This is a genomic window from Paenibacillus sp. sg306046 (assembly GCF_059821225.1).
On record NZ_JCAMRT010000006.1, the window covers coordinates 107,487 to 120,869 of the forward strand.

Consider the following 13,383-nt stretch of genomic DNA (forward strand, 5'->3'; position numbering starts at 1 on the left):
GATGTTTGAAAAAACGCGGCGCAGCTTGACGGTGTTTTTCAGCCTGATGCTTGCGCTCATTTTGCTGCTGCTGACCGGGCTGTTCTATATTGTGCTGTCCCAGACGCTGCAGCGCAATGAGAACGTCGTGCTCGACGGATTATATATGAAGTCGCTGGATGCGGCCCAGCGCCGCAAGAAGGATGCGTTCGAACACAGGCCCGGCTTTGAATCGTCACTGGACTCGGATGGAGCCAGGCGAGGCGCAGAGATGCGCTTCGACCTGGACTTCGTGCAGCCGAATCAGCTGCTGTTTCTGGTCCGTAAAAATGGGGAGCCGGTTTTCGGGTCCACGTCTGACGAGCAGACGAGGTCGTTCTGGAACGATTGGCTGAAGCGTACGACGAGTCAGGTGACGGATGCGGGGTCCAAGCGCTTCGTCGTAACCAAGGACGAAAAGTCGTACGCACTGAAAACTTTTCCGTGGGCCGACAATGGGGATACGCTGCTGGCTATCGTGGATATTACATCCGATGAGAAGCTAATCAGCCAGATGAGGCTGACGCTGCTGCTGCTGTCGGTTGGCTTGCTGCTGGTTGCCAGCGGTATCGGGTATTTTTTGGCGGGTCGGGCCATGATTCCGATTGCGCGGGCATTTCAGCGGCAGCAGGACTTTACGGCGGATGCCTCGCATGAGCTGCGCACCCCGTTAAGCGTGCTGCAGTCGTCGATGGAGATTATTTCCGAGGAGCGGGAGGCGCTGCCGCCCTTTCATCAGAAGGTGCTGAGCAACATGGGCGAGGAGGTGCACCGCATGATCCGGCTGACCGAATCGCTCCTTACGCTGGCCCGAAGCGATTCGAATGCGGCGGAGCTCGACCGCGAGCCGGCCGATGTGGTGGCGCTGGCCTCCAAAGCGCTGGAGAACATGCGTCCTTTAGCCGAGCGGATGCAGATAGAGCTGCAATTTCAGGCCGCCGAGCATTCGGTAAGCAACGATATTTCGCTGGATCGCGATCGCATGCGGCAGCTGCTGGTGATTTTACTGGACAATGCCATCAAGTACACGCCGGAGGGCGGACGCATAAGGCTTGAAGTCGCCGTAACGGAGAAGGGCGCGGAGCTTGCGGTGGACGATAGCGGAATAGGGATTGCCGCAGACCAGCTGCCGCATATTTTCGAGCGCTTCTATCGAAGCGATAAGGCGCGTTCCCGTCAAGAGGGAGGGAACGGATTGGGACTGTCCATTGCCATGTGGATCGCCCAGGCGCACAAGGGCTCTCTCAGGGCTGAAAGCGAGCTGGGCCGAGGGAGCCGGTTTATCGTGTTTATTCCCCGACATTTCTAAGTACAGTGAAAGAACAGCCATTCCGCAGACCGTGTTCCCACAGCAGCATGCCGGGGCGCGGTCTGTTTGCTATGCCCTCCGCGCTCATTCCGCACTCAAGCCTCGCTCGCTGCGCCTTCGTTGCGCTCGCTTTCCCTTCAGCCCTGGTCCCGGCGCACCAGTCGCGCCATCGTCGGCTTAGCGCCGAAAAACCGCGCCAGATCAACGTTTTCCCCGTATTGTGCGATAAATGAATCGGCTGCGAAATTTGAATCATCGCGCTTGAGGTGCGAAATTTGAATCACAATGGCCGGGATCGGGGCTTTTCAAGCGGGAAAAGACATCCCTATAATAAGGGCATGAAAGCGGTTGCGAATCACTGACGAATCGCATGACTACATCCGGGGGGGGATTATTATTCAAACAACCAATGCGCAGCAGGCGGTTCGGCTGTCTGGAACCAAAAGCCATTCATTCCTGCGAAAAGTGAAAAAAAGCCGGTATCTGTACTTCATTTTTTTCCTGCCGTTTTGCTACTATCTTTTGTTTCATTACTGGCCGATGTACGGAATCATCATTGCGTTCAAGGATTACAACATCGTCAAAGGGGTGACAGGCAGTCCCTGGACGGGCTTGACGCATTTCAACAAATTTATTGTCGATCCGTATTTCTGGAAGCTTGTCCGCAATACGCTGCTTATTAATGGGTACGAACTTTTGTTTGCATTTCCGGCGCCGATTATTTTGGCCCTGCTGCTTAATGAATTAAGAAGCCCGCGGCTGAAAAAAATTACGCAAAGCGTCAGCTACTTGCCGCATTTTATTTCGACCGTCGTCGTCTGCGGGATGCTTGTCAACTTCCTGACTACTGACGGACTCGTGAATCAGATTGTGGTCTGGTTCGGAGGCGAACCGGTTCAATTTCTGATGCAGCCGGAATGGTTCCGGACGATTTTTATCTCCTCCGGCATCTGGCAAAGCATCGGCTGGGGCTCGATCATTTATTTGGCGGCGCTGACCTCGGTTGATGAGGAGCAATACGATGCGGCGAAAATTGACGGCGCCAACCGCTGGAAGCAGCTGCTGCACGTCACGCTGCCGGGCATTGCCCCGACGATTTCGATCATGCTGATCCTGAATATCGGGCGGCTGATGAACATCGGCTATGAAAAGGTTATTTTGCTGTACAACGGTTCAACCTATGAAACAGCAGACGTAATCTCCACTTACGTATACCGGAGGGGGCTGCTCGGTAGTGACTTCAGCTATGCGACAGCCGTCGAGCTGTTTCAAGCGGTCGTCGGTCTGATCCTGCTCGTATCGGCCAACCGTCTTTCTAAAAAAATCAGTCAAACCGGACTATGGTGACGAACAGGAGGCTGCGATGAGGAAGCATACTTCACTTGGCTCAAGGATTTTTGACAATTTCAACATGATCCTGCTGCTGCTGCTCATTTTCGCGACGGTGTATCCGATCTATTATATTTTCATTGTGTCGATCAGCGACGGCAGTCTGGTGACCCGCGGGCTGATCAGCTGGATTCCGCGAGAGATGACGTTTGAGGCGTACAAGATCGTGCTGGGCAACCCGGATATTTGGCAGGCTTATGGCAACACGCTGCTGTATACGGCAGTCGGCACGACGATTAACGTCGTCATGACGGCGTTATGCGCGTTTCCGCTGTCACGCAAGGACTTTTATGGACGGGGCGTTTTCATCTTCATGGTAGCGCTTACGATGTTTATCAGCGGCGGGTTGATTCCGCTTTACCTGGTTGTGCAAAATCTCGGCCTCATCGACACGATGTGGGCGCTGCTGCTGCCGACGGCGATCAGCACGTTTAACATGATTATTATGAAGACGTATTTCGAGGGCATCCCGATTGCGCTGCAGGAGTCGGCGTATTTGGACGGGGCGAATGAGCTGCAGGTGCTGTTTAAAATCATTTTGCCGCTGTCGCTGCCGGTCATGGCGACGATGGTGCTGTTTTACGCGGTGCATCACTGGAACAGCTTCTTCCCGGCCTTGATTTATTTGAATGACAGCGATAAATATCCGGTGCAGGTGCTGCTGCGCAACATCGTGATCGCCGGGGAGTTCGCGGACCAGACCGCCGATATCGGCAGTGCGGCTTCGAACTTCAAGGTGGTCGCGACCAATTATAAATTTGCGGTCATTATTATTACGGTGCTGCCGATTCTGATCGTGTACCCGTTCCTGCAAAAGTATTTCGTCAAAGGCGCCATGATCGGTGCGCTGAAGGGGTAACGGCAAACGGACGATTCAGCGCGCCGAACAGGCCGCAGCGTTGACGCCATGAAAGGGGGGATGCCTTCCCCGCAAGACGGCAAGATTGGATCGTATACGATAAAAGGGAGGATCTACATGAACAAAACGTGGGTAAAAGGGATGTCGTTATCGTTGTGCACGGTGATGGTTGCATCAGGCTTGGCGGCTTGCTCCGGCGGCGCGCCGGAGCCGGCTCCGTCCGGCGCTGCCGGAGAAAAGTCGGCCGAAGCGGGCTCCAAGCTCTCCGCGAAGGAGCGCGAGGTGAAGGTGATGTTCCCCGAGCATCCGAACCAGCCGGTCAAAAATATGGCGCCGGTGCAGCAGGAAATATTCAACCAGACGAACATTAAGCTGAAGTTTGAAAATGTGCCGAACTCCAACTATGCCGATAAGAAAAAAACATTGCTCGCGACCAATAATTTACCGGATATTATTCAAATTGATATGTCGGATGTGAACAACTTCGGCTCGACCGGCGTCTTCCTGTCGCTGCTTCCTTATATGGAGAAGGGGCTGATGCCCAACTTCAAAAAATTCTGGGAGCAATACCCGGACCTCGCCAAGCTGACGGCGGACGGCCAGCTGTACGGCTTCCCGGCGATCGGGCGCAACGAGCTGAAAAACGGCTTTGGCCCGATTATGCGGACCGACCTGCTGCAAAAGCATAACTTGCCGACGCCAAAAACGTTTGACGAGCTGCTGGCGGTGCTGACGGAGCTGAAAAAGCTGTACCCGGATTCGATTCCGTTTTCCGTACGCAAGGGCAGCGGCCCGATCCACCAGCTGTTTAAAACGTTGGCGTATCCGCTCGGCTCAGGTGTCGGCGCCGGTAACGGCATTTATTACGATAAGGATGTAAACGGCGGCCAATATGTCTTCGGACCGGCTTCGCCGCAGTTTAAGGAAGTGCTGACCTTCCTGAACAAAGCGTTCGCCAGCGGCGTGCTGGACAAAGATTACGCGGTGGCCACCCAGCAGCAATGGACTGAGAAGCTGACGAGCGGCAAATCATTGTTCTTCTATGACAATAGCGGCTTTGCCCTTGACTACACGAAGCTGCTGCAGAAGGCGGTACCGGAAGGCAAGTTCGAGCTGCTGCCGATTCCGGCCAACAAATCCGGCAAGGCGCGGGCGGAATTTTATGCGACGACGATCACATCGGACCGTATCTTCGCGATCAGCTCCAAGGCGAAGGACCCGGAAACGCTGGTCAAGCTGATTGACTGGATGTACACGGAAAAGGCGTCCAACCTGATGAATTACGGGGTTGAAGGCGTCAACCATACGTTGGATGAGAAGGGCCAGCCGAAGCTGAAGCCGGATTATGTGGCGCAATTTAAGGAAGGCAAGCCGACGCCGTTTTATGCGATGTATTCCGATCTGGGCTCCGGCAAGCTCAGCTTCACCCCTTGGTTCGCCAACATGGACCCGCAGGTGCAGGTGGAGAAGCTGACGAACAACTGGACGCCGCTGCATGACGCTTTCTGGAAGACGATTGCCGATGACAAAGCGTACCACGATCCTTATCTCGATCCGCCGCTGACGAAAGAGGAAGCTGTGCGCGTGAAGGAAATTTTGGCGCCGCTGACGACGATGCTGGAGCAGGAGTACGATAAATTTATTATGGGCGTGAAAAAGATTGACGAATACGACGCCGTGATGCAAAAAGCGCGTGACAACGGCGGCGCCGAGCTGGAAAAAATTTATAACGGCGCGATGGCGCGGATCGCTAAAAAATAAGCGATGCAAAAACGCCTGCAGTTGCCGATACGCAAGGGGATGTCCTTTGTAGCGAACATTCACGAAACGGGGGAACGAGCCGATGCAGCTTCCGGTTCCAGCTGAGAAACAGACGCGCGTCATCCTCAGTACGGATGCGAAGGCGGAGGCTGATGATCAGTATGCGATTGTTCATGCGCTGCTGACGCCGACCTTCGATGTGCGCGGCCTTATAGCGGCCCACTTCGGCGACCGGAAGTCTTCGCGCAGTATGGAGGAAAGCCGGGAGGAAATTGAGCTGCTGCTGCAGCTGACAGACTTGCAGGGCGCGATTCGCGCGGAAAACGGGGCGGCCCACGCGCTGCCCGACGAAGCGACGCCTGTTGACTCGCCTGGCGCGCGGCTGCTGATTGAGGAAGCGCTGAGGCATGATCCGCGTCCGTTATTTGCAGCCTTCTGCGGCCCGCTGACCGATCTGGCGTCGGCGCTGCTGCTGGAGCCGTCCATCGCGGACAGTCCGCTGCGTGCGATCTGGATCGGCGGTTATACGTGGCCGTCAGGCGGCCCGGAGTATAACCTCGCGAATGACATTCATGCGGCAAACGTCGTCCTGCGATCCGGCATCGAGCTGTGGCAGGTGCCTTACAACACGTACCGGCAAATGCCGGTCAGCCACGCGGAGCTGCTGGAGAAGGTGGCTCCGCATGGCGAGCTGGGGCGGTATTTGGCCCAGCAGCTGTTCGATTACAATGCAGCGAAGCATCCGGCGATTGAATACCGCTCGCTTGGCGACTCTCCGGCCATTGGGCTGATGATGTACCCGGAATGCGGCCGGTATGAGTGGCGGGCCGCGCCTGTGATCGGCCCCGGCATGCACTACACGCACACCGGCAGCCGCCGGACCGTGAAGGTCTACGAGACGATTGACGCGCGGTTTATATTGGAGGATTTGTTTGCAAAGCTGGCGCGGTTTGCGCGTCGTCAGAAGCACTGATTTTAGTTTTAAGTCCCTTTTTTCAAATCAAATCTAACTACAGAGCCGGTCCGGCCGCAGGCAGGCGCGCAATTCGGGCGTGTTGGCCCGCCGGATCGGCTTTGACCGGGAGAGCGAGCACATTGAAGCTAACGGAAAAGTCGAGACAATTTTTATTTGAGGACGAACGTCCTTTTCACAACTGTCATGCATCCACCGTGATCGCGCTGCCGGGCGGCGACTTGCTGGTTGCCTACTTCGCTGGCTCCAAGGAAGGCAACCCGGACGTCGGTATCTGGTGCTCGAAGCGAACAAACGGCGTGTGGTCCGCGCCGTATTGCGTCGCTGACGAGGAAGGACTCGTCCACTGGAATCCGGTGCTGTTCCGCAAGCCTAATGGACAAATCGTGCTGCATTATAAGGTCGGCACGCCGATCCCCGTCTGGTATACGCGTGTGACGGTATCGAACGATGACGGGGCGACGTGGAGCGAGCCTGAGGAGCTGGTGCCGGGCGACCGCGGGGGACGCGGACCGGTCAAAAACAAGCTGATCGAGCTGCAGGACGGCACGTGGCTTGCGCCCGCCTCGATTGAAGGGGACGTGTGGGACTGCTTCGTCGATATTTCCGAGGATCAGGGGGCAACCTGGACCCCGAGCGCGCTGGTGCCGGTCAATCACGGACAGTCCGATGCGGATCAAGCGATGCAGCTGGTGCGCGGCAAAGGGCTGATCCAGCCGACGGTCTGGGAGTCGGAGCCTGGGAACGTGCATATGCTGATGCGCAGCACAGGCGGCTTTATTTACCGCAGCGATTCGACGGATTCGGGCCGGACATGGTCGCCGGCGTACCGGACGTATTTGCCGAATAATAACAGCGGCATTGATTTGGCGCGAATGGATGACGGCACGCTGGTGCTGGCTTACAACCCGGTTGGCATGTACCGGGGACCGCGCATGCCGCTGCTGCTCAGCATTTCGCGGGACAACGGCGATTTCTGGGAGGAACTCGTGGTGCTGGAGGCGGAATACCGCTCGTATACGATTCCGATTGAGCCGGGCGAATATTCGTATCCGGCGGTAATCGCCGACGGGAAGCGGATTTACGTGACCTATACGTGGAAGCGGGAGCGCATCGTGTGCTGGAGTCTGGAAGTGGAATGAACCGTGACGCGCCCTGCAAGCAGGAGGTGAAGGGGCAGACGATCGGCTCGGCATCAGAAAGAAGGAGGTTGTCCGGTGAGCGGATTATCCCGGTTGAGAAAGCAGTTTGAGCAGCCGCCGACAGCTTTCCGGTCCGTGCCCTTCTGGGCATGGAACGACGAGCTGCACGCGGAGGAATTGGTCCGCCAGATCGAGGAAATGCAGGAGCAAGGCATGGGCGGTTTTTTCATGCATTCGCGCGACGGTCTGGAAACGCCTTATTTGGGCAAAGACTGGATGGAGGCGGTGAAAACGTCGGTCGCGAAGGCGGAGGAGCTTGGTCTGCACGCCTGGCTGTACGATGAGGACCGCTGGCCCTCCGGCTCGGCCGGAGGAACCGTGCCTGCACAGGGCGATGAGTTTCGCTCCAAGGGGCTGACCATTGAGGTCGTGCCTGGCGGGAATGCGGCTGAGCTGGATGATCCGCGAATCGTGGCGGTGTTTCGGGCGGCGATTCACGGGATGGAGCTGCTGCGCTGCGAGCGGCTGTCAGGCGGGGAACAGGCAGCAGACGCAGCCTGGGACGCGGACGGCGAAGAGGTGCTGCTGCTGTTCCGCGTCGAGGTGTCTGCGCCGAGCGAATGGTTTAACGGCGAGGCGCCGCCGGACAGCATGAACCCGGCGACGGTGCGCGCCTTTATCGACGCGACCTATGAGGTGTACAAGGCGGAGGTCGGCAACCAGTTCGGGCGTACGATCAAAGGCGTGTTTACCGATGAGCCGGGCGTGCATGACCGCAACAGCCAATATACGGCAGGACGCGGCTGGGTGCCGTGGACGTACGCGTTTCCGGCCTACTTCGCGGGCGCGCGCGGATATGATATTCTGGATATGCTGCCTTACTTGTACTTTAACGGGGAAAAGTCGCCGATGGCGCGTCATGATTATTGGCGGACGGTCGCCGAAAAGTTTTGCGAGGCGTTTACCAAGCAGCTCTCCGACTGGTGCGAGGACAACAAGCTGGCGTTCACCGGCCACTACCTGTGGGAAAGCGCGCTTGGCGTCGCGACGCGGGTGGGCGGAGCGGTGATGCCGCATTATCGGTACCAGCATGTGCCGGGCATAGATATGCTTTGCGAGCAGACGGACGAGCATATGACGGTGAAGCAATGTACCAGCGTCGCCCGCCAATACGGCCGCAAGTTTGTTCTGACCGAGACGTACGGCTGCACAGGGTGGGAGTTTACGTTTGAGGGACAGAAGTGGATCGGCGACTGGCAATATGTGCTGGGCGTCAATCTCAGGTCGCAGCATCTGGCCTTGTATTCCTTGAAAGGCTGCCGCAAGCGGGACTATCCGCCTGTGTTTCATTACCAGACACCGTGGTGGAAATATAACCGGGTCGTGGAGGATTACTATGCCCGGCTTGGGGCCGTGCTGGCGGAAGGCGACGTCATCCGTGACATCCTGGTGCTGCACCCGGCGTCCACCGCCTGGTCGATGCTCGGAACGAATCCGTACGGCAGCGTGCGGCGCGGGTTGGACCGCGACATACCGGGCATTGACCGGTACGGCGATGAGTTTAACGGGCTGCTGCGCGTGTTGCTCGGCGCGCATTATGATTTCGACCTCGGCGATGAGACGATTATGGCCGAGGCGGGACGTGTAGACGAACAGACAGGCAAGCTGTTCGTGCAGCTCGCGGGCTACCGGACGGTGATCATTCCGCCGATCCGCACGATGCTGCGCAGCACGCTGGAGCTGCTGCTGGCCTTTCTGGACAAGGGCGGAACGGCGGTGGCGATGACGCCCGGCGCGTCGATGCTTGAAGGCCGTCCCGATGCAGCGGAAACGGCCCGGCTGTATGAGCATCCCGGCGTCACGCTCGTGGACGGGGCAGGCGAGCTGGTCGCTGCGCTGGAGCTGCTGCAGCCGCGTGCGGTGAGCCTGCGCAGCCGCTATGCGGCGGAGGCTCCGGAGCTGCTGTACATGCTGCGGCGCACGGACGCCGGGCATGTGCTGTTTGTCGTCAACAACGACCGACAGCAGACGGTTGAAGCCTGGATCGACACGCTGGCGACAGGCCGGGTCGAGGAATGGGATGCGCTGACCGGCGGCGTCCGGGCTGTGCCGTCCGTCACGGAGGGCGGGCGAACCCGCTTCTGCGAGCGGTTCGGACCGACGGATTCTAAGCTGTACGTGATCATCGAGGAGCACGAGCAGGCGAGCGAGGGGACGGTTTCCGCTGCTCCGGCAGCAGGCGGTGCAGCGGCTGAGCAGCAGGAGGCGGCTTCTGCCGCGGCGACTGGAGCCGTCAAGCCCAGTGGAGCCATCGAGGCCGCTGGCGCTGCGAAAGTCGCCAGTTCGTTGGCCGGCCAGCCATGGCCGCCTTCATTGCTGCTGTCGCCGCCGTCGGCGTTAGCTGCTGACAGGCTGTATGCCGCATTCGGGCCGGAGTTTCGTTTTACCCGGACGATGCCGAATGTGCTGACGCTGGATACAGTCCGCTACCGGATGGCTGAGGAGCTGTGGTCAGAGCCGCAGCAAATGTGGGTAGCCCAGCGCCAGATCCGGGATCGGCTTGGCATGCGGCAAGTATTTTATAACGGGCTGGAGCAGCGCTACAAATGGACCGGCGAAGCGCATCCGAACGACGGAACGCCTGTTGCGCTCCGGCTTGGCTTCCATGTGACCGATATTCCGCAAGGCGTCGTACGGCTAGTCATTGAAGGGGCGCGGCAATTTCAGCTCCGCCTGAACGGCGAGCCGGCGGACAGCAGCCCGGACGGCTGGTTTATGGATCGCTCCTTTGACTGCGTGCCGTTGCCCGGCTTGCGGCAGGGCGACAATGAGCTGGAGCTGAGCTGCTCCTACCGGCAGGCAATGGAGCTGGAGGACTGCTACCTGATCGGTGAATTCGGCGTCAGCGCGCAGCGAAGCATCGTCACCGAGCCGCAGACGCTGCGGGTTGGCGATTGGACGCTGCAGGGCTATTTTCACTATAGCGGCAGCATCGTGTACCACGCCGATTACCACCACTCGCCGGAGGAGGGGGAGCGCGCGCTGCTGCTGCTCGGCGACTATAAGGCGGTGACGGTGGAGGTACGCGTAAATGGCCGGACAGCCGGACATGTGCCGTGGAAGTCGGCGGACGGCATCGACCTGACTTCGTATTTGCAAGCAGGTGTCAACAAGCTTGACGTCGAAGTGATGGGCAGTCCGCGCAATATGTTTGGTCCGTTTCATGAGGCGTGCGGCTGGACGGAGACGACGGATTGGAGCTCCTTCCGCACGGAGGGCGCTGCTTTTACGCCGGGCTACACGGTTCAGCCATATGGGCTGATGGGCCAGCTGAAGGTGATCCGATCGAAGCATCAAGAAACCTAACATCACAGATAAAGGGGCGGGGAGAGGAATGAAGCTTTCAGGGAAAATGTGGCTTGGCCAGCTCAGAGGCAAACAAAATCGACTGTTCCTGACGATTTGCGGCTATTTCCTCTCCTTGCTAATTCCGATCGTTATTATCGGCGTCTCCCAATACTTGTATTCCGTCAAGCTGATGAAGCATGAATTTAACCAGCGCATCTCGACCAATCTGAATTCGTCGGTGCAAACGGTCGATTCGTACATCAAGACGGCCCAGGAGACGGGCGTGAATGTGCTGTACGATGAAACCGTGCAGCGGCTGCTGATGCCCAAGGAGCTGCAAAGTCTGGAGGTCCGGGCCGAACTGTGGCGGCTGCCGCGCATCGTGCAGCGCAACGAAAATATTATCAGCAAATTTGCGGACGCTACCTTTCTGTACATCGACAACCAGGATGTGTATGTCGGCGGAGGCGTCAATTATTTTGATTCATTTTTTAACCACTTGTACAAGTATGAGAAGTATGATGCGTCGTATTGGAAGCGCAAGCAAAGCTCGGATCAAAGCCTGGAGCTGCTGCCCGCCACGCAGGTGACGCAGGAAAAGGGCGAAGTGAAGCGAGTTGTGCCGATCGTCATCGTGAACCGGATCAATAACTACAACGCGGTCATGGTCGTCAACATCGCCACGCAGACGATTGAGCGGACGCTGCAGGGCGGCGCGGTGTTTGGCTCGACCGGATTTCTCGTGATGGACGCGAACCGCGAGGTGCTGTACGACGGAGGCGGCTTTCTGCAAACGGCGGATGTGACTGCCGGTCTGGAGACGGCGTTTGCGGACGGGGACGGCTTCCGGGAGCTCAAGCTGGACGGCAAGCGGTATACGGTCGCACATGTCAAGTCGGAGCTGTACGGCTGGGACTATTACTCCTTCACTCCGCTGGCCGAGTTTAATCATTACACGGGCGGCATTTTGCAAATGACGCTGCTGCTCTGTATCGTGCTGCTGGTGATGGGCGTTCTGTTTTCCTTTGTGTTCAGCCTCCGCATTTATAATCCGATTCGCAATATTCGGGATATCGTCGCCCAGCGAACGGTGTCGGCCATCGGAGAGCCGGGGAGCGGACGCGCGGCCAATGAATTTGAGCTGATTCAGCAGGGCATTCGCCGCATCGCCGAAAGCGAGCAGCAATATAAGGTGAAGTATGACAAGCAGACAAGTGAATATGTCGAATATTCGCTGCTGTTTTTGCTCAAGGGCCATACGATCAACCAAGAGGAAATTTTGCGCGAAACGCTGCATACGGACTTTGGTTTTACGCGGAGCGGTTTTATTTGCTGTACGGTGCTGTTTGACTTCAAGGAAGCCTTCTATCAGGATATTCAGGATACCGAACGTATTCTTATTAAAAATGGCATCAAAAAAATCGTCTGGAATGCCCTCGGCAGCCAAGCGCCCAGCTATGTGCTGGAGCATAGGCAGCATCTGTTTGTATGCCTCATTGACGCGGACGGCCCGCAGGATACGGAGCGGCTGCACCCGGCCTTTCAGCGGATGTTAAACGTGTTCGAATACGATATTCGCTTGTATTACGATATAACCATCGGAATCGGCGCGTATTACCGGAGCGTCAATGAAATCGGCGCTTCCTATAATGAAGCGATGACAGCCGTCAGCAAGCGCAACAAGGATCAGCGATTCCAGATCGTGGATTCCCGCCAGCTGGCGATTGAAAACAGCTACCGGTATTCGCTCCATGACGAGCAGCGGCTGCTGAACGCGCTGAAGCTGGGCGATGTGCAGTCTGCCAGTGAAGCGGTTCACAGTATTGTGGCGGCCAATGTGCAGCATGGCGTCGCTTATGAGCCGATGCGGCAGCTGTTTAAGGATATGCATTTGGCGGGGATGCGATTTCTGGCCGAAAAGGGGCAAAGCGCCGCGCAGCTGCAGCCGGGGCATGAGCTGCCTTTTCATGACAAGTCGTCCGGCGGAGGCGCGTTTCTGGGCGTCAAGGAGCTGGAGGAAGCGCTGCTCCGGTTTTTCGCCGATATTATTGACACGACGCGGTCGCTGCGGGAGCAAAAGTCGGGCAGTCTCGTTTCCTTGATCGAGAAATACATCCAGGAGCATTATAAAGAGGATCTCGGTCTGGAGCAAATTGCGGACGGCATCGGCGTGTCGGTGAAATACGTATCCCGGGTATTTAAGGAAAAAACCGGTGAATATTTAACCGATTATATCAACGAGGTGCGGATCAGCAAGGCGAAGGAGCTGCTGGTGCAGACCGATTGGAAGGTGAATGAGATCGCGGTGCAAATCGGCATTCCGAGCCGGACGACCTTCCTGCGCGTATTCAAGAAGGTCGAGGGCATAGCTCCGAATGAATACCGGACGTTGCACAGGCAGGAGTGAGCGGTACCACAGCAGAACGAACCGTTCGGACGGCAAGCCCCTTGCCGCGCCAAACGGTTCGTTCTGCTGCTTCGCATTCGAGACGGCTTGTCTCGTTTGCTTACTTGCCGGACTTGTTTTTGTTCGCGCCTTTATCCGTAGTACGGGTTGTCGTATTTTGTTGACCGTGGCCTTGCT

8 protein-coding genes are annotated in these 13,383 nt (G+C 57.4%); all 8 read left to right on the forward strand.

The window, feature by feature from the left end; genetic code table 11:
• Nucleotide 1: 1 nt before the first annotated feature.
• The 8 genes from AC6ROY_RS08140 to AC6ROY_RS08175 all read left to right on the forward strand — a co-directional run bounded on the left by AC6ROY_RS08140 (nt 2) and on the right by AC6ROY_RS08175 (nt 13,206).
• On the forward strand, nt 2–1,327 hold the full coding sequence (locus tag AC6ROY_RS08140) for a sensor histidine kinase (RefSeq protein ID WP_500099718.1): 1,326 nt from the start codon (nt 2–4) through the stop codon (nt 1,325–1,327).
• Nucleotides 1,328–1,675: 348 nt separating this feature from the next.
• Nucleotides 1,676–2,674, forward strand: coding sequence for an ABC transporter permease (locus tag AC6ROY_RS08145; protein WP_500099719.1), 999 nt, complete (start codon nt 1,676–1,678; stop codon nt 2,672–2,674).
• Nucleotides 2,675–2,690: 16 nt separating this feature from the next.
• The gene (locus AC6ROY_RS08150; RefSeq protein WP_500099720.1) at nt 2,691–3,575 is read left to right on the forward strand and encodes a carbohydrate ABC transporter permease; all 885 of its coding nucleotides are present in this window, start codon (nt 2,691–2,693) and stop codon (nt 3,573–3,575) included.
• A gap of 117 nt (nt 3,576–3,692) precedes the next feature.
• Complete coding sequence (locus tag AC6ROY_RS08155; RefSeq protein ID WP_500099721.1) at nt 3,693–5,336, forward strand: extracellular solute-binding protein; 1,644 nt, start codon at nt 3,693–3,695, stop codon at nt 5,334–5,336.
• An 82-nt stretch (nt 5,337–5,418) separates the two neighbouring features.
• Nucleotides 5,419–6,309, forward strand: coding sequence for a nucleoside hydrolase (locus AC6ROY_RS08160; RefSeq protein ID WP_500099722.1), 891 nt, complete (start codon nt 5,419–5,421; stop codon nt 6,307–6,309).
• Between the two features lie 122 nt (nt 6,310–6,431).
• Nucleotides 6,432–7,451, forward strand: coding sequence for a sialidase family protein (locus AC6ROY_RS08165; protein WP_500099723.1), 1,020 nt, complete (start codon nt 6,432–6,434; stop codon nt 7,449–7,451).
• A gap of 75 nt (nt 7,452–7,526) precedes the next feature.
• Nucleotides 7,527–10,817, forward strand: coding sequence for a glycosyl hydrolase (locus tag AC6ROY_RS08170; RefSeq protein ID WP_500099724.1), 3,291 nt, complete (start codon nt 7,527–7,529; stop codon nt 10,815–10,817).
• 28 nt (nt 10,818–10,845) lie between these two features.
• Nucleotides 10,846–13,206: a helix-turn-helix domain-containing protein gene (locus AC6ROY_RS08175; protein WP_500099725.1), complete on the forward strand. Its 2,361-nt coding sequence runs from the start codon at nt 10,846–10,848 to the stop codon at nt 13,204–13,206.
• The last annotated feature ends 177 nt before the right edge of the window (nt 13,207–13,383 follow it).

Coding starts and splice junctions, on each gene's coding strand:
- AC6ROY_RS08155 (WP_500099721.1), top strand. CDS start 3,693: ATGAACAAAACGTGGGTAAAAGGGATGTCGTTATCGTTGTGCACGGTG.
- AC6ROY_RS08175 (WP_500099725.1), top strand. CDS start 10,846: ATGAAGCTTTCAGGGAAAATGTGGCTTGGCCAGCTCAGAGGCAAACAA.
- AC6ROY_RS08140 (WP_500099718.1), top strand. CDS start 2: ATGTTTGAAAAAACGCGGCGCAGCTTGACGGTGTTTTTCAGCCTGATG.
- AC6ROY_RS08150 (WP_500099720.1), top strand. CDS start 2,691: ATGAGGAAGCATACTTCACTTGGCTCAAGGATTTTTGACAATTTCAAC.
- AC6ROY_RS08160 (WP_500099722.1), top strand. CDS start 5,419: ATGCAGCTTCCGGTTCCAGCTGAGAAACAGACGCGCGTCATCCTCAGT.